Source organism: Bradyrhizobium sp. 197, from assembly GCF_023073375.1.
In the GTDB taxonomy this organism is placed as follows: Bacteria; Pseudomonadota; Alphaproteobacteria; order Rhizobiales; family Xanthobacteraceae; genus Bradyrhizobium.
Genome location: NZ_JADPJJ010000099.1, coordinates 1 through 15946, shown reverse-complemented (window position 1 = coordinate 15946; position 15946 = coordinate 1). Strand labels below are relative to the sequence as shown.

At 63.9% G+C, this 15946-nt stretch carries 15 protein-coding genes and 1 pseudogene; 2 read left to right on the top strand and 14 right to left on the bottom strand.

The features are described 5' to 3' along the window. Positions 1–158: 158 nt before the first annotated feature. From IVB27_RS23175 to thiD, 4 genes and pseudogenes are all read right to left on the bottom strand, one after another. Positions 159–1142: a threonine/serine dehydratase family protein gene (locus IVB27_RS23175; RefSeq protein ID WP_247445529.1), complete on the bottom strand. Its 984-nt coding sequence runs from the start codon at positions 1140–1142 to the stop codon at positions 159–161. A gap of 63 nt (positions 1143–1205) precedes the next feature. Continuing rightward, positions 1206–1814, bottom strand: a pseudogene (locus IVB27_RS23170) (glycosyltransferase); the annotation flags it as partial. Positions 1815–1918: 104 nt separating this feature from the next. Continuing rightward, positions 1919–2731, bottom strand: a complete 813-nt coding sequence (locus tag IVB27_RS23165; protein ID WP_247445528.1) for a UDP-2,3-diacylglucosamine diphosphatase — start codon at positions 2729–2731, stop codon at positions 1919–1921. 206 nt (positions 2732–2937) lie between these two features. Beyond that, the gene (thiD, locus tag IVB27_RS23160; RefSeq protein WP_247445527.1) at positions 2938–3738 is read right to left on the bottom strand and encodes a bifunctional hydroxymethylpyrimidine kinase/phosphomethylpyrimidine kinase; all 801 of its coding nucleotides are present in this window, start codon (positions 3736–3738) and stop codon (positions 2938–2940) included. Between the two features lie 130 nt (positions 3739–3868). Between thiD and IVB27_RS23155 the strand changes: the two genes are divergently transcribed. Further along, positions 3869–4114: an Lrp/AsnC ligand binding domain-containing protein gene (locus tag IVB27_RS23155; RefSeq protein ID WP_247352077.1), complete on the top strand. Its 246-nt coding sequence runs from the start codon at positions 3869–3871 to the stop codon at positions 4112–4114. Here the strand turns inward: IVB27_RS23155 and IVB27_RS23150 are convergent. Further along, positions 4111–5037 (bottom strand): c-type cytochrome, encoded by a 927-nt coding sequence (locus tag IVB27_RS23150; RefSeq protein WP_247445526.1) that lies wholly within the window; start codon positions 5035–5037, stop codon positions 4111–4113. The genes IVB27_RS23155 and IVB27_RS23150 overlap by 4 nt on opposite strands. A 156-nt stretch (positions 5038–5193) precedes the next feature. Here IVB27_RS23150 and IVB27_RS23145 point away from each other — a divergent pair, with 156 nt between their 5' ends. Further along, the gene (locus IVB27_RS23145; RefSeq protein WP_247445525.1) at positions 5194–5610 is read left to right on the top strand and encodes a CHRD domain-containing protein; all 417 of its coding nucleotides are present in this window, start codon (positions 5194–5196) and stop codon (positions 5608–5610) included. A gap of 80 nt (positions 5611–5690) precedes the next feature. On the opposite strand, the gene IVB27_RS23140 is transcribed toward IVB27_RS23145, so the two are convergent. The 9 genes from IVB27_RS23140 to IVB27_RS23100 all read right to left on the bottom strand — a co-directional run. After that, complete coding sequence (locus tag IVB27_RS23140; protein WP_247445524.1) at positions 5691–6986, bottom strand: cystathionine gamma-synthase family protein; 1296 nt, start codon at positions 6984–6986, stop codon at positions 5691–5693. A gap of 309 nt (positions 6987–7295) precedes the next feature. Beyond that, positions 7296–7745 (bottom strand): cytochrome c, encoded by a 450-nt coding sequence (locus tag IVB27_RS23135; protein WP_247445522.1) that lies wholly within the window; start codon positions 7743–7745, stop codon positions 7296–7298. A 92-nt stretch (positions 7746–7837) separates the two neighbouring features. Continuing rightward, positions 7838–10147 carry a xanthine dehydrogenase family protein molybdopterin-binding subunit gene (locus tag IVB27_RS23130; protein WP_247445519.1) on the bottom strand — a complete coding sequence of 770 codons (2310 nt, stop codon included), beginning with the start codon at positions 10145–10147 and terminating at the stop codon, positions 7838–7840. Positions 10148–10472: 325 nt separating this feature from the next. Then, complete coding sequence (locus IVB27_RS23125; protein ID WP_247445518.1) at positions 10473–10772, bottom strand: DUF1127 domain-containing protein; 300 nt, start codon at positions 10770–10772, stop codon at positions 10473–10475. A 376-nt stretch (positions 10773–11148) separates the two neighbouring features. Continuing rightward, positions 11149–11565: an SRPBCC family protein gene (locus tag IVB27_RS23120; protein ID WP_247445516.1), complete on the bottom strand. Its 417-nt coding sequence runs from the start codon at positions 11563–11565 to the stop codon at positions 11149–11151. A 162-nt stretch (positions 11566–11727) separates the two neighbouring features. After that, complete coding sequence (gene murJ, locus IVB27_RS23115; RefSeq protein WP_247352093.1) at positions 11728–13254, bottom strand: murein biosynthesis integral membrane protein MurJ; 1527 nt, start codon at positions 13252–13254, stop codon at positions 11728–11730. Positions 13255–13451: 197 nt separating this feature from the next. After that, positions 13452–14639: a DegT/DnrJ/EryC1/StrS family aminotransferase gene (locus IVB27_RS23110; protein ID WP_276001459.1), complete on the bottom strand. Its 1188-nt coding sequence runs from the start codon at positions 14637–14639 to the stop codon at positions 13452–13454. Positions 14640–14648: 9 nt separating this feature from the next. Beyond that, positions 14649–15653: a Gfo/Idh/MocA family protein gene (locus tag IVB27_RS23105; protein ID WP_247445515.1), complete on the bottom strand. Its 1005-nt coding sequence runs from the start codon at positions 15651–15653 to the stop codon at positions 14649–14651. 185 nt (positions 15654–15838) lie between these two features. Continuing rightward, positions 15839–15946, bottom strand: a 108-nt coding sequence (locus IVB27_RS23100) for a hypothetical protein (protein WP_247368311.1), incomplete at its 5' end; no start/stop codon positions are given.

Below are 15946 nucleotides of genomic sequence, written 5' to 3'. Positions count from 1 at the left end.
CCACCTCACGATGACGCCCTTGCGCTTCGCTAATCCTTCGCCGCCATCAGGCTGGATAGAGGACTTCCACCTCCAAGCTGTCGTTCATACTCGGCACACTACAGAAAGGGGCAGAGCGGCAACGCTCTGCCCCTTCTTCATGTGAGACGATTAGAAAATCAGGCCACCAGCTCCGCGAACAGATCGGCATCGACATTGCCGCCGGAGAGCACGATGACGACGTTCTTGCCGGCAACATCAAGACGCCCCGCAAGCAGCGCGGCCAAGCCCACCGCTCCGCCCGGCTCGACCACGAGCTTCAGCTCGCGATAGGCGAATGCGACGGCCGCGCCGACTTCCTTGTCCGACGCGGTCACGCCGCGCGCGAGCAGCTTGCTGTTGATCGCAAACGTCATCTCGCCTGGGATCAGGGCCATCAGCGCATCGCAGATGGTGCGGCCTGCCGGCCCGTGCGGCTCGCGATGACCTGCGGTCAGCGAAAGGCCGTGATCGTCGAACGACTCGGGCTCGGCGACGACGATTTGGGCCAGCGGATAGCGCGCCTTTACTGCCGTCGCGACGCCCGCGATCAGGCCACCGCCGGAGGCCGGCGCGACCACGATGTCAGGGACGAGACCGAGCGCTGCCATGTCTTCCGCAATCTCGCGACCGGCAGTGCCTTGGCCTGCGATCACGAAGGGATCGTCATAGGGCCTGACCAGCGTTGCGCCGCGCTTCTCGGCGATGCCGCGCGAGATCGCCTCGCGGTCGTCGCGATCGCGGTCGTACAGCACGACCTCGGCGCCATAGGATTTGGTGCGCTCGCGCTTGGACAGCGGCGCATCCGCGGGCATCACGATGGTCGCCTGCATGTCGAGGATTTTTGCCGCCGCCGCCACACCCTGGGCATGGTTGCCGGAGGAGAACGCGACCACGCCACCGGCGCGCTTGTCCTGCGGGATCGAGGCGACCTTGTTGAAAGCACCGCGAAACTTGAACGAACCGGTGCGCTGGAGCATCTCCGGCTTCAGGAACACCTTTGCGCCGACGCGCTCGTTGAGCACGGGAAAGGACAGCAGCGGGGTGCGGACCGCGAAGGGCGCGATCACGCGCGCTGCGGCATCGATATCGGCAGGGCCGATCGGGAGGAGCTGTTCGGTCATAGCCGACCATATCGCGGCTATCGAGGCGCGGGCAAGACACCTCCACGCGAGGATTTCTTCCGCTCAGGCGACGAAGCGCGCCGGCTCCGCCCCGTTCCGGCCCGGTAGCACCGCGCCGACCGCCAAAATGCTGTCGATAAATCCCCGGGCCGAGGCTTCCCAGGTGTAGTTGGCGGCGAACTCGACACAGTCCTGCCGGGAGATGTCGAGCGCGGCGAAGCAGGCGCTGCGCAGATCGTGATCGAGCGCCCCGACCCGCGCATCGCCGATCACGTCGCGGGGCCCCTTCACCGGGAACGCCGCGACCGGCAGGCCGCTTGCGAGCGCTTCGAGGAGGACCAGGCCAAACGTGTCGGTCTTGCTCGGAAACACGAAGACGTCGGCGGCCGCGTAAATGTCGGCCAGTTCCTCGCCGTGCTTCTCGCCGAGGAAGATCGCGTCCGGGTAGGCCTCCTCCAGCGCGACACGCGCCGGACCGTCGCCGACGATCACCTTGGTGCCGGGCAAATCGAGGTCAAGGAATGCCTCGAGGTTCTTCTCCACCGCGACCCGGCCGACCGAGAGGAACACCGGTGCCGGCAAACAGAGATCGATCGCGCGAGGATGGAACAAATGCGTGTCGACGCCGCGGGGCCACAGCACCACATTGTCGAAGCCGCGCTCGGTCAGCGAGGCTTTTGGCGGCGTCAGCAAGCTTGGTCAGCGTCCGAACCACACCGTTGACTTGCGGGTGCCAGGCGTCGGTCGCGACCAGAATGCGCATCAGGCTGCCCTTGTTATGCAGCTTTGGCTGCGACCTGCGGTATCTGCGCCGGCTTCTCGGCCTGGTCCGCCCAGGTGATGATCTCGAAACGGCCGTCGTCGTGCTCGACCAGCGCCGTGCAGCTCTCGACCCAGTCGCCGCAATTCATGTAGCGGATGCCGCCCTCGTCGCGGATCACGGCGTAGTGGATGTGGCCGCAGATCACGCCATCGGCATCATGGCGCCGCGCCTCGGCGGCGAGCGCCTGCTCGAACGCGCCGATATAGTTGACGGCGTTCTTGACCTTCTGCTTGGCCCATTGCGACAGCGACCAATAGGGCACTTTGAACATGCGCCGGAAGAAATTGACGAAGCGATTCATCTGGATCGCGAAGTCGTAAGCCTTGTCGCCGAGATGGGCGAGCCAGCGCGCGTTCTGCACCACGAGGTCGAAGATGTCGCCGTGGATGACGAGATAGCGCTTGCCGTCCACGCCGGCGTGGACGGTGTTCTCGACGACGTCGATGCCGCCGAAATGCGTGCCGTAATAGTTGCGCAGGAACTCGTCGTGATTGCCGGGGATGTAGATGACCTTGGCGCCCTTTCGCGCCTTGCGCAAAAGTTTCTGGACGAGGTCGTTATGCGATTGCGGCCAATGCCAGCTCGATTTCAGCGCCCAGCCGTCGACGATGTCGCCGACGAGATAGATCGTGTCTGCATCATGGAAACGCAGGAAGTCGAGCAGAAGGTCGGCTTGAGAACCGCGGGCTCCGAGATGAACGTCGGAGATGAACAACGTGCGAAAGCGCCGCTCCGGGCTCTCGTCACTCACATCGTAACTTCCCATGCGACAGCCTGTAACAATGTCCCGTGACAGGGGGATGACCAATTGAACCTTTGAGGCACCCTCAGATACGAATCGCGCCTTGCCTTCGCCTTCCCCGCGAATATCAGTCGCATGCGACAATCAGGCGACATCACGCCGCAGCCACCTCCGCAAGAACCCGGAACTGCTGGCTGGATGGGTTAACGGCCGCGCGCTCGCGGCCGGTCTCAGTAAAACCTGTGGAAATGATGGATCGGCCCGTGGCCATGGCCGACGCTGAAGCGGTCGGCGGCCGCGATCGCCGCGCTGATCCAGGCCTTGGCGTTGCGCACGGCGCGCTCGAGATCCTCGCCCCTGGCCAGCCCCGCGGCGACCGCCGAGGACAGCGAACAGCCGGTGCCATGGGTGTTGCTTGTGGCCACGCGCGGCGCGGCGAGCGCGATCGTGGTCTTGGCATCGACGAAATAGTCGGTGCTCTCGGCGCCCTCGCCGTGCCCGCCCTTGATCAGGACCGCACGGCAGCCCAACGCCAGCAGCCGGCGCCCCTGGCTCTCGATCTCGGCCTCGCTGGTCGCGACCGGCTCGTCGAGCAGAGCCGCAGCTTCCGGCAGATTGGGCGTGATCACCGAGGCCAGCGGCATCAGTTTGCTGCGCAGGGCGTCGATGGCTTCGGACGCGAGCAGCCGATCACCCGATGTCGCCACCATCACGGGATCGAGCACGATATGTTGGGGTTTCCAGCGCGACAGTGCGGCCGCGATCGCATCGATGCTTGCGACCTGCGCCACCATGCCGATCTTGACCGCGCCGACCTCGAGATCGGAGAATACCGCGTCGATCTGCGCGGTGACGAACTCGGCCGGCACGGCGTGAATGCCGGTGACGCCGCGCGTGTTCTGCGCCGTCAGCGCCGTGATGGCGGAAGCGCCGAAGACACCGAGCGCGGCAAAGGTCTTCAGGTCTGCCTGGATGCCGGCACCGCCGCTGGAATCGGAGCCGGCGATGGTGAGCGCCACGGGGGTGGTCATGGGCCGATTTTCCGCTTCCTGGGGACCATGGCCCGTCCTAGCGCGCATATACAGAGGCAGCAAGTTCGCTTGCCAAATCCGGCCGGTTTTGGCCTATTAGCCGGTCAGATATGCCTTCGGAGTGACTGCAATGGTTCCTTTTTTCGTCCAGATCAAATGCAAGCTCGGCCAGTCCTATGTGGTCGCCAATGCGCTTGCCGAAGCCGAGATCGCCTCCGAGATCTATTCCACGGCCGGTCAATACGACCTGCTGGTGAAGTTCTACGTCGACAACGACACCGATATCGGCCACTTCGTCAACGAGAAGGTGCAGGTGCTGCCGGGCATCCAGGACACCCTGACCATCATCACCTTCAAGGCGTTTGGCGCGACCTAACTTCCTTCTTTGCGCTTCGGTCGCGGCGGACCGTCCACTGGCGGCAGCGATTTGAGATAGTCCGCCATCGCCGCGCGATCCTCGTCCGGCAATTGCGAGGTGTTCTTGATCACCCGCGTCATCGCACCGCCGACGCTGTCGCCGTCGGGGAGTTCGCCGGTCTTCAGGAGATAGGCAATATCCTTCGCGCTCCACTCCCCAAGGCCCTTCTGCGTGATGTTGGGCACCCAGCCCTCGCCTTCCGGATTGGGCCCGCCGGCGAAGCGTTCTCCGGCGATGATGCCGCCAAGCGCATTGCGCGGGCTGTGGCATTCCGCGCAATGGCCAAAACTGTTGACGAGATAGGCGCCACGATTCCATTGCGGCGACTTCGCGCTGTCGGCGACGAAAGGCTTGCCGTCCATAAACAAAAGTTTCCAGATGCCGACGTTGCGCCGGATGTCGAAGGGAAAGCGCACATCGTGGTCGCGCACCTTGCCTGCAACGGCCGGCAGCGTTTTCAGATAGGCGAAGAGATCGAGCACGTCCTCGCGCCTGGCATGCTGATAGGACGTGTAGGGAAAGGCCGGAAAATAATGCTGTCCGTCGGGCGAGACCCCGTGCATCACCGCGTTGACGAATTCAGCGTCGCTCCATTTGCCGATACCGTCGCTCGGATCGGAGGAGATGTTCGGCGCGTAGAATGTTCCGAACGGCGACTTGATCGCGACGCCGCCGCCGAGCCTGAGACGATCGGGCTGGTCGGGGACGGCATGGCATGAGGCGCAGCCGCCGGCGTTGAACATCACCTCGCCATTGGCAAGATCAGGCACGTGGGCAGGCGCGCCACCGGCGGCCGCCACCACCGGCGCGCTGAGCCACCAATAGGCGCCGGCTGCGGCGAGTGCGGCGAGCAGCGCCACGGAGATTGTTCGTCGCAACATGCGGTCCCTTCGTGCATCGCCGCGAACCTTATGACCGATGTCTTCGTCGCTCCAACCACGAAGAATTTAGCCCACCGCGGCCTGAAACGGGAATAAACTGAAATGCCGGCTGTTGGAAGTTTGGCAGCCCAAACGGGTTCAGCAGGGAGAAGAGTCATGAACAAGACCGTCATCGCCATGTCAGTGCTCGGCGCCGTTGCCTTTGCGGGTTCGGCCAGCGCGGAAAAGCTGAAAGCAACGCTCGACGCCAAGTCCGAGGTGCCCGCAACGACCAGCAGCGGCACCGGAACGGCCGATCTGGACTACGACGCCGCCAGCAAGAAGCTGTCCTGGAAGGTCACCTATTCCGGCCTGTCCGGCCCCGCCACCGCCGCCCATTTCCACGGACCCGCCGAGGCCGGCAAGAACGCCGGCGTCGCGGTCCCGATCCCCGGCGCCGCCAAGAGCCCGGCGGAGGGCTCGGCGACACTGACCGACGCGCAGGCCGCCGATCTCCTGGCCGGCAAGCTCTACGTCAACATTCACACCGCGGCCAATCCGGGCGGAGAGATCCGCGGTCAGGTGATGAAGTAACCTTTCGCACTGTCCGACAAAAGGGCGGCTGCTTACGCAACCGCCCTTTTCGATTCACGGAGCCCGCGCTGGCGCATGCGTCACACGTCAGGTTCGGCCGCATTCAACGCCTGCGCGAGATCGGCGATCAGGTCCGAGGGGTGTTCGATGCCGATCGACAGCCGGATCGTGGAATCGAGGACGCCGATTTTCCGGCGGATATCGGCGGGAACGCCGGAATGGGTCATGGTGGCAGGCAGGCTCGCAAGTGACTCCGTTCCACCAAGGCTCACCGCCAGCTTGAGGATCTGCAGCGCGTTGAGGAATTTCATGGCCGCCGCCTTGCCGCCGACGATGTCGAACGAGAACGTGGATCCCGCCCCTGAGCATTGCCGCGCGAACACAAGTCCGGCCGGCGAAGCCGCTTCGTGATGACCGAGATAGTGGACCTTGGCCACTTTGGGATGATCGCGCAGATAGTCGGCCACGAGGCGCGCATTCGCATCGGCCTTTTCCATCCGCAGGCTCAGCGTCTCGAGCGACCGATTGATCATCCAGCAGGAATGCGGATCGAGCTGGGTGCCGATGGCGCCCCGGAGCGCCTTGATGCCTTTCACGACTGCCTTCGCGCCGAGCGCGGCGCCCGCGATCAGGTCTGAATGACCGCCGACATATTTCGTGAGCGAGTACAAGGAAATATCCGCGCCGTGCTCGATCGGCCGCTGAAACACCGGTCCGAGCAGCGTATTGTCGCAGGCGATGATCGGGACGTGTCCTTGCTTCTTTCCGATGACGTCGGCGATACGCCGCATCATCGCGACGTCGACCAGCCCGTTGGTCGGGTTGGCCGGGGTTTCGATCAGGATCATCGAGACCCGGCCCTTGCCCATGGCCTCTTCCGCGGCCTGGCTGACCACAGCTTCGTCAACACCATCGGCGAAGCCGACGGCGCCGATCGACAGACGCGCAAGCGTATTCGTCAGCAGGGTTTCCGTCCCGCCATAGAGCGGCTGGGAGTGCAGAATGACATCGCCAGGGCGGACGAAAGCCAGGATCGTGGTTGCGATGGCCGCCATGCCCGATGAAAACAGCGCACAGCTCTCGGTGCGCTCGTAGATCGCGAGCCTGTCCTCGACGATTTCGCTGTTGGGATGATTGAAGCGCGAATAGACTAGGCCCGCACCCATCCCTTCCGGAGGCTCGCGCCGGCCGGAGACGAAATCGAAGAAGTCCTGCCCATCCTCGGCCGTCTTGAACACGAACGTGGAGGTCAGGAACACCGGCGGCTTGACGGCGCCTTCCGACAATTGCGGATCATAGCCATAGGTCAGCATCAGCGTTTCGGGATGCAGCATATGGTTGCCGATGTGCGTCTTCGACGGGAACGGTTTCACCATGGCTTGTCTCGCTGTTTGATTCAGATCCTGCCGCGTTGGAGCTCCTGACGTCATAAAGTCGTCAGGAGCCAGATGCGCCAGCATCCAACAGCTCGCATCGACGCCGCGGCGGCCGAGCTGAAGATAGCCGCTCTGACAGCGATCCGTCAGGCCTTGCGAATAGAATTTGCTGCGCCTCCCCTGTCATTCCCCGCGAAGGCGGGGAATCCAGTATTCCAGAGACGTCAAACGTCCCCAGCAGCGCCGCGGCGTACTGGATCGCCCGCCTTCGCGGGCGATGACGCTGAGCTTGTGGTGTCGTGCGTGCCGTTACTTCAGCTTGACGCGATAGGTCTCGTGGCAGTCAGTGCAGCGATCGTTGATCGCGGTGTATGCGGCCTTCAGGCTCGCCACGTCGGTGATCTTGCCCTTGACGTCCGCGATCGCCTTCTGGACCGGTGGGATCTTGGAGTCGAAATCGGCTTTGTTCTGCCAAACCTTCGACGACGCCCCATAGGTCGCGTTCACGACGTCCTGCTTGGGATTGACCTCGAAAGTCTTGGCAATCTTGGCGACGTCGCCCTCGAGATTGGCGATCGCCTCGTCGACGGCCTTCTGGTTGTAGGGGATGTCGCCCTTGGTCATCTTCTGGATGACGGTGTAGAGGCTCTTGGCCTGCGAGCGCATCAGATTGTCCTGCTGGACGGCAATCTCCTGTTGCGCCATCACGGCGCCCGCACCTAGCACCAAGGTGCCCACGACAATCATCGTCCGTTTCATCGGCTTGTTTCTCCGGTTCGCAGAGTTTGGGGCAGGGCCATCATGGCTAGAACCCGGCGGCGGGCATTTATTCCCGCCGCGGAGGTCGGGACCTAGAGGCTGTGACGGCGATGGTGCTCGTTGATGGCGATCCACACCCGCTCCGCGGTCGCGGGCATGTCGATGTGGTCGATCTTGTACTCGCGCCAGAGCCCGTCGACGATGGCGTTGACGACGGCCGGACAGGAGCCGATCGCGCCGGCCTCGCCCGCGCCCTTCACTCCCAGCGGGTTGGTCGTGCAGGGAACGTTGGCAGTCTCGAACACGAACGCAGGCCCGTCCGCCGCGCGCGGCAGCGCGTAGTCCATGAAGGTCGCGGTGATGAGCTGGCCGTCGCTGGCGCCATAGACAACCTGCTCCATCAGCGCCTGGCCGATGCCCTGCATGGCGCCGCCATGCACCTGGCCGGCCAGCAGCAGCGGATTGAGCGTCTTGCCGAAATCGTCGACGATCACGTAGTTGACGATTTTGATGATGCCGGTGGCCGGATCGATCTCGACTTCGGCAACATGCGTGCCGTTCGGATAGGTGCCATCGGCACTGGCGAAGGTCGCACTCGCGTTCAGCTTCGACGGGTCGGCGCCGGGGCGCTTGGCGAGATCGGCGAACGAGATCGAACGGTCGGTGCCGGCGATGCGCACCACGCCTTCTGAAATCTCGAGGTCGCCGGCGCTCGCCTCCAGCGCCTGCGCCGCGATCTCCTTAAGCTTCGCGCCGAGTTCGCGGGTCGCACGCTCGACGCTGACACCGCCTGAAGGAATCGAGGCCGAGCCGCCGGTGCCGAGGCCCGTGGCGATCATATCGGTGTCGCCCTGGTGGACGTGCACGCGCTCGGGCGCAACGCCGAACTGCTCGGCGACGATCTGCGCATAGGCGGTCTGGTGGCCCTGCCCGCTCGACTGCGTGCCGATCAGGACAGTGATGTCGCCATTGGGATCCATCCGCACATTGGCGGTCTCCTCGCCCATGGTGCCGCAGACCTCGACATAGCTCGCAAGCCCGATGCCGCGGATCAGGCCGTTCTTCTTGGCGAGCTTTGCGCGCTTTCCAAACTCCTTCCACTCGGCGATCTCCATCGCGCGCTTGAGATGCGCGGCGAAGTCGCCGGAATCGTAGACCTTGCCGGTCGCGGTCTTGTACGGCAGCGCCTTCGGCTGAATGAAATTCTTGCGGCGGATGGCGTCCGGCGTCATGTCGAGTTTTCGCGCGCAGGCATCCACGAGGCGCTCGATGACATAAGCGGCCTCAGGCCGCCCCGCACCACGATAGGCATCGACCGGCACGCTGTTGGTGAAGATGGTGCGCACGCGGCAATGGAACGCCTGGATATCGTAGAGGCCCGGCAGCATGCCGGCGCCGCCATGCGGGATATAGGGCCCGAAGGTCGACAGATACGCGCCCATGTCGCCCATCAGGTCGCAATCCATCGCGAGGAATTTGCCGTCCTCGGCCAGCGCCATCTTCGCCGTGGTGACGTTGTCGCGGCCCTGCGCGTCGCCCATGAAATGCTCGGTGCGGTCGGCCGCCCATTTCACCGCCTTCTTCAGCTTTCGCGCGGCGACTGCCAGGAGGGCGTATTCCCGATAGGGAAACAGCTTCGTGCCGAAGCCTCCGCCGACGTCGGGGCAGATCACCCGCATCTTGTCCGTCGGGATGTTCAGCACGTTCTGGCAGAGGATGTCGCGCAGGCGATGGCTGCCCTGGCTGCCGACCGTCAGCGTCAGATGGTCGCGCTTGGCGTCGTATTCGCAGACGGCAGCGCGTGCCTCCATGAAGCTCGCGACCACACGCGGATTGACGATCGAGATTTCGGCGACCGCATGCGCCTTGGCAAACACTGCTTCGGTCGCGGCCTTGTCGCCGATCGAGACGTCGAACAGCACATTGCCGGCCTTGTCCGGCCAGACCTGCGGCGCGCCCTTCTTGATGGCGTTGACGACGCCGGTCACCGCCAGCAGCGGGCTCCATTTGACCTCGATCGCCTCGATCGCGTCGCGGGCCTGGTCGATGGTCTCAGCCACGACGAAGGCGATGGAATCGCCGACATGGCGCACCTCGTCCTTGGCGAGGATCGGGTAGGGCGGGCCGGTGAAGGGATCGGTTTCGAGATTGAACAGGCAGGGCAGATTGCCGAGATCCTTGACGTCATCGGCGGTCAGGATCAGCGCAACACCCGGAAGAGTGCGGGCGCGGCTCGCATCGATGGTGTATTTGGCATGCGCATGCGGCGAGCGCAGCATCAGGCAGCGGAGCGCAGCCTGCGGCGCGTAATCGTCGGTGTAGCGGCCCTTGCCGCGGATGAGTGCATCATCCTCCTTGCGCAGCACGCTTTGACCAACGCCGAACTTGATGGGAGCCGCCATTTTCTCTTCCCGTTCTCATGGTTGTTTTGCCGGCATATTGCCGTGGAAAAACTGGCAAGGCAAATGGCTTTGGCTGGGCACATTGATCGCAGGCAGGGAAAAGCGCCGCTGATCCGTCATAGCACGGGGCCTATCGCATATGGCGTTCTGGAAGGCGGGACAGAGTTCGGCCTTCATGGTTCGAGACGCGCCCCAAGCGGCGCTCCTCACCATGAGGATCCAGGATTGCGCCGCGGAAACGAGACCTCATCCTGAGGAGCCCGCCAAAGCGGGCGTCTCGAAGGATCGTCCGCGAAGGAGCAGCCCGCCAAGCTCCTCTACAAAGTTACATCACACCACGGCTCCACAGATATATGGTGCTATCTCTAAGTCTATCGATAGCTCGTTCAGCTGTGATGTAGTCGATCTCACTGCGCGTCAGGCCGATATCCATCAGCTCCCTGTCACTGAGGTCCTGCAAATTGGCTCGTAAGCTCTGGCGCTGTCGCCGCCCCTGAAACGCACGCCAAAATCGCCTGAGCAAGCCCAGGACGCTTCGCGTCGATGCGGCAGCATCCTTTTCCGGCAAAGCGTAGTCCAGCGCCGCAGCGGTCGCCTTGAGGCGCGCTGCCAACGCTGCGTCCATCGCGTCCCTCGCCGACACGATGGAGACGTTGAGGCCGCGTCCCTCGGCATCGGCCTCAATCCCGGATGTGACGTTCGTCTGTTGGGGTGGCATCGGATGCTCCTGCTGTTGTGCCGGCAGGGAGCGTGGCCAAACAAACGGCCCCGTCCGATGCCGGCGGGGCCTGGTGGAAAAGATGTCGTCGTCGAATTCCTAGCGCGCGACTCCTCCCACGGCCCAGCCGAAGCGGGTCATGTGCATCGAGTTGATGTTGCGCACTGATTTAGTCATGAGCCGCGAATACCACAGCAATCTCGCAAAATCAAGAGATGTGTGGCCGTCGGTTGCATCCTGGAGGCGAGCCCTCGCTCCGGCGCTCTCTTCCCCCTACCCGCCTTCACGACTTCTTCTGCTTCGCTTCCACGTGTCGCGCGAAGTTGTCGAGGATGGCCTGCCAACCGCCTTGCTGCTGCTCGACCGAGTGCGTCGATTCGCCATCGAAGACAACGCGGACGAGAATGCCCTTCGGTCCCGGCACAAACTCGACTTCGGCTTTTCGCTCGCCGAACGCGTATTCGATCCGCTTGTGCTCGACGATCTTCGTGTAGGTGCCGGCAAAGTCAAAGCCCATGCTGCCGTTCTTGGCCTCCATGCGAGATGAGAAGGCACCGCCTTCTCGCAGGTCGACGGCAGCCTTAGTCGTATGCCAGTCGTCGGACGCGGCGTTCCACTTCATGACGTCGGCAGGCGTCGTATAGGCGCGCCAGACCTGATCGATCGGGGCTGCTACGTTGGTTTCGACGGTGATCCTCATAAACAGTGCTCCTGGTTCGATTTTGCCGGATCGAGGTGACGGCATCACTTCACGTGTGCAGGGTCCATCCACCGCACCTCCGCGATGTGTCCATCCAAGAACGATCGAGACTGGTCCGTGCCGACAAGGTCGAGCCGTCAATGCGTTGAAAATTTGAAGAAGCTAGCCGCGCACCAGCGAGACCAGCCAGCGGCGGCCGAACAGAACCAGGATCGCGAGCGCGTAGACGATTGTGCCCCCGAGGGCCAACAGGACCAGCGTCAGTTCGTCTTGGAAGTGCATCGAGGCAAGATAGGCGCCGCTGAAGCGCGCGATCAGCCAGAAGGCAGCGGCCAGGATGATGCCGGTCAGCAGGAATTTGGCCAGCGACAACAGCCAGGCACGGTCCAGCACGAGAAAGCCCCGCCGCACTGCGAAGAAGAGCACCAGCAGCAGATTGGTCCAGACACCGACGGCTGTTGCGAGCGCCAGGCCGATCTGGGCGAGCGATCCCATCAAGGCGACTTTCAGGGCGACGTTGACCGCGATGCCGGTCAGTGACGCTCGAACCGGCGTCGCCGTGTCCTTGCGCGCATAGAAGGTCGCGACCGCGCTGCGGATCAGCACGAAGGGGATCAGACCGATGGCATAGGCGGCGAGCGTGGCGCCGGCGACGGCGGCATCGGCTTTCGAGAACGCCCCGCGGGCGAACAGCGCACGCATGATCGCATCGGGCACGGTGAGGAAGGCTGCGACGAACGGCACCGAGAACAGCAGCGTGAAATCGAACGCGCGGCGCTGCGCCTTCATCGCGCCGTCATGGTCGTTGGCGGTGATCCGCCGCGACATCTCCGGCAGCAGCACCGTGCCGATGGCGATACCGATGACGCCGATCGGCAGCTGGTTGAGGCGGTCGGCATAGTAGAGCGCCGACAGCGCGCCCGCGGGCAGGAAGGTCGCGATGATGGTGTCGGCAAACAGCGCGACCTGCGTGCCCATCGAGCCCAGCGTCGCGGGCCCGAGCGCCCTAAAGAAGCCGCGGACGTCTTCGTCGAGCTTGAGTGGCGCAAAGCGCGGCAGGCCGCCGTGGCGCGCGAGATCGCCCGCCAGCAGGAAATATTGCAGGAAGCCCGAGATCAGGACGCCCCAGGCGGCGGCATGGCCCGCGCTGGGAAACCAGACAGCGAGCGCCAGCGTCATCATCATCGAGATGTTGAGGAAGATCGAGGCCGCCGCAGCGCTGGCGAAGCGTTGCATCACGTTGAGCATGCCGCCGTAGAGCGTCACCAGCGTGATCAGCAGCAGATAGGGAAAGGTGATCCGGGTGAGCTCGATCGCGAGCCTGCGCTGCTCGGCATCCTCGCTAAAGCCGGGCGCCAAAATGCTCATGGCCTGCGGCATGAACAGCCAGGCGACGATCAGCAGCACCACTTGCGAGGCCAGCAGCAGCGTGAAGATGCGGTCGGCGAACAATCTTGCCGCCCCCTCCCCGCGTTCGCCATGGACGTGGGCATAGGCTGGCACCCAGGCGGCGTTGAACGCGCCTTCGGCAAAGATCGCGCGGAAATGATTGGGCAGCCGCAGCGCCACAAAAAAGGCGTCGGCCACCGGGCCGGCGCCGAGGATCGCCGCGAGCATGATGTCGCGGGCAAATCCCGTCAGCCGCGAGAGCAGCGTATATCCGCCAACCGTGAAGATGCGTCCGAGCATGCGTATGTTTTAGAGCATGGCGAGATTAGGTCTAGGTGCAAGCTGCGGCGCAGGTCCGCTCCCTCCCCCGCTTGCGGGGAGGGTTGGGGAGAGGGTGTTTCCGCAATTGAGCCCCCCAGAGGAGAGAACCCTCACCCGGATCGCTTGCGCGATCCGACCTCTCCCGCAAGCGGGAGAGGTAAAGAATAACGGCGAAATCAGGTTGAAAGCGCGCCGCGCACGGCCGCGATGATTCGCTCCTGATCGGCTTCGGTCAGATAAGCGTGCATCGGCAGGCTGATGACGTCCTGCGACAGGCTCTCGCAGCCCGGCAGGCCGCCTTCTGCAACCGGATACTGCTTGTAGGCGGTTTGCTGATGCATCGACTTGCCGTAATAGATCGCGGTCGGCACACCCTGGGCCTTCAGCGCGGCGGCGAAGCCGTCGCGGTCGGTGCCCTCAGGGAGACGGATCGTGTACTGCGCCCAGACCGATGTATTGCCGGGAGCAACGCGCGGCACGGTGACCACATTGCTGAGTCCTCGCGCGTAGCGTTCGGCGACCTTGTTGCGGGCAGCGATCTCGTCGTCGAAGATCTTCAGCTTCTCGATCAGGATCGCGGCCTGCATGGTGTCGAGCCGGCCGGTCAGGCCGAGGCGGACGTTGTCGTATTTATCGACGCCCTGCCCGTGCACGCGGATGCTGCGCAGCGTCGCCGCGAGCTCGTCGTCATCGGTGAAGATCGCGCCGCCGTCGCCGAAGCAGCCAAGCGGTTTTGCGGGGAAGAAGCTGGTCGCGGTGGCGAGCGCCAGCGTGCCGAGCTTGCTGCCCTTGTAGCTCGCACCAAATCCCTGCGCGGCGTCGTCGAGCACGAACAGGCCTTCCGCCTTGGCGATCTCGGCAATGGCGTCGTGATCGGCGGGCTGGCCGAACAGGTCGACCGGAATGACCGCGACCGGTTTGAGGCCCTGCTTGCGGGCGGTCGCGATGCCGCGCTTCAGCGACTCCGGGCTCATGTTGAAGGTCGCTTCGTCCACGTCGACATAGACCGGCGTTGCGCCGGTCCGCGCCACCGGCGAAGCCGTCGCGATGAAGGTGAAGGACGGACACAGCACGGCGTCGCCCGGCCCGACATTCTTCGCCATCATCACCATCAGGATCGCATCGGTGCCGCTCGCGCAGCCGATGACGTGCTTGGCGCCGCAATAGGCCGCAAGCTGCTTCTCGAGCTCGGCGACTTCAGGGCCGTTGACGAACTGACAATGGTCGAGAACGCGCTTCACGGCTGTATCGAGCGAATCGCCGAGCCGGCGGCGCTGCGAGGCGACGTCGACGAAGGGAATGGGTTCGGAACGCAGATGCTGGTTCATGGCCTGGTTCTTGGCGCCTTCTTGAGTGGTCGGCATGGAAAAGGATCAGCCGGCGACGCGGCGCGGACCCTTGCGGGCGGACGACGTGGCTGCGGGGCGGGACGGCGTTTCCAGGCACTGCGTCGCGATCTCGAGGCTGGCAACACCCTCGTCGCCCGTGACCGCCGGCGTCTCGCCGTTACGCACGGCCTTGAGGAACGCGATCAGCTCGGCGCGAAGCGGCTCGTCATGGCCGACCGGCAGATGCCGCATCGAATAGCTGCCGTCCGGCTTGAAGCCGAAGCATTCGGTGACCTGACGCGTCAGGAGATCGCCCATCACGTATTTGCCGCGGGTTGCGACCGTGACGCTGCGCGCCTTGAACGGGGTCAGCCAGTTGGTGTTGATGTGGGCGAGCACGCCGTTGGCGGTGCGGAACTGCAGCAACGCGATGTCCTCGCGCTCGGCGATCGCGCTCGACAATTGCGGTTGCACCTCGACGATGTCGGATTCGGTGAACCAGCGGATCAGATCGATGTCATGCACGGCAAGATCGATGACGACGCCGACGTTGGACATGCGCGGCGGGAACGGGCCGACGCGCGTGATCGCGATGGAGAGGATATCTTCGCCCGCGATCGCCTGCTTGACGGCGGCGACCGCCGGATTGAAGCGCTCGACATGGCCGACCATCAGCGTCACGCCGGCCTTTTGCGCGGCGGTGACGATCTCGCGGCCTTCCGCGACCGTGGAGGCGATCGGCTTCTCGACCAGCACGTGGATGTTCTTGGCGATGCAGGCGAGCGAGACCTCGTGATGCAGATGGGTCGGCGCCGCAATGGTGACGGCATCGACGCCTTCGGCGAAGAGCTGGTCGAGCGTCTCGAAGCCCGTGCAATTGGCAAGTTCCATCGCGCGCGTGCGATGTGCCGGCGAAGGATCGACGACGCCGACAAGGCTGACGCCGGGCAAACCGCTCAGCACGCGCGCGTGGTTGCTGCCCATCACGCCGGCGCCAATGACGCCGACGCGCAAGCCGGCCTTTGCCGGTGCAGATCCGTTGGAACTCATCTGAGCAAACCCCGATTCAACGCAAAATCCCCGGCGCAGCTCTAGCACGGACGCCACATTTGTGGCGAATGCCGCCCTCACGATCCGGACACGATTTGATTCAAAAAGTTACACGTTCCCTGGGCCTTAAGCCTCTGAAAGAGACCAACGTTTCAGCCCGGGTCGCGTGATTCGGAGCTTGCTGGCTACGACCTTTGATAGTCGTCTTCAATCCGGATGATGTCGTCTTCGCCGAGATAGCTTCCGGTCTGGACCTCGATCAGCTCCAGCATGATCTTGCCCGGGTTCTCCAT

What these genes read in the sequence shown, in the direction of transcription:
- thiD (WP_247445527.1), bottom strand. Translation starts at nt 3,738, where the DNA reads ATGACCACCCCCGTGGCGCTCACCATCGCCGGCTCCGATTCCAGCGGC.
- IVB27_RS23130 (WP_247445519.1), bottom strand. Translation starts at nt 10,147, where the DNA reads ATGGCGGCTCCCATCAAGTTCGGCGTTGGTCAAAGCGTGCTGCGCAAG.
- IVB27_RS23105 (WP_247445515.1), bottom strand. Translation starts at nt 15,653, where the DNA reads ATGAGTTCCAACGGATCTGCACCGGCAAAGGCCGGCTTGCGCGTCGGC.
- IVB27_RS23135 (WP_247445522.1), bottom strand. Translation starts at nt 7,745, where the DNA reads ATGAAACGGACGATGATTGTCGTGGGCACCTTGGTGCTAGGTGCGGGC.
- IVB27_RS23120 (WP_247445516.1), bottom strand. Translation starts at nt 11,565, where the DNA reads ATGAGGATCACCGTCGAAACCAACGTAGCAGCCCCGATCGATCAGGTC.
- IVB27_RS23165 (WP_247445528.1), bottom strand. Translation starts at nt 2,731, where the DNA reads ATGGGAAGTTACGATGTGAGTGACGAGAGCCCGGAGCGGCGCTTTCGC.
- IVB27_RS23145 (WP_247445525.1), top strand. Translation starts at nt 5,194, where the DNA reads ATGAACAAGACCGTCATCGCCATGTCAGTGCTCGGCGCCGTTGCCTTT.
- IVB27_RS23110 (WP_276001459.1), bottom strand. Translation starts at nt 14,639, where the DNA reads ATGCCGACCACTCAAGAAGGCGCCAAGAACCAGGCCATGAACCAGCAT.
- murJ (WP_247352093.1), bottom strand. Translation starts at nt 13,254, where the DNA reads ATGCTCGGACGCATCTTCACGGTTGGCGGATATACGCTGCTCTCGCGG.
- IVB27_RS23125 (WP_247445518.1), bottom strand. Translation starts at nt 10,772, where the DNA reads ATGGACGCAGCGTTGGCAGCGCGCCTCAAGGCGACCGCTGCGGCGCTG.
- IVB27_RS23155 (WP_247352077.1), top strand. Translation starts at nt 3,869, where the DNA reads ATGGTTCCTTTTTTCGTCCAGATCAAATGCAAGCTCGGCCAGTCCTAT.
- IVB27_RS23150 (WP_247445526.1), bottom strand. Translation starts at nt 5,037, where the DNA reads ATGTTGCGACGAACAATCTCCGTGGCGCTGCTCGCCGCACTCGCCGCA.
- IVB27_RS23140 (WP_247445524.1), bottom strand. Translation starts at nt 6,986, where the DNA reads ATGGTGAAACCGTTCCCGTCGAAGACGCACATCGGCAACCATATGCTG.
- IVB27_RS23175 (WP_247445529.1), bottom strand. Translation starts at nt 1,142, where the DNA reads ATGACCGAACAGCTCCTCCCGATCGGCCCTGCCGATATCGATGCCGCA.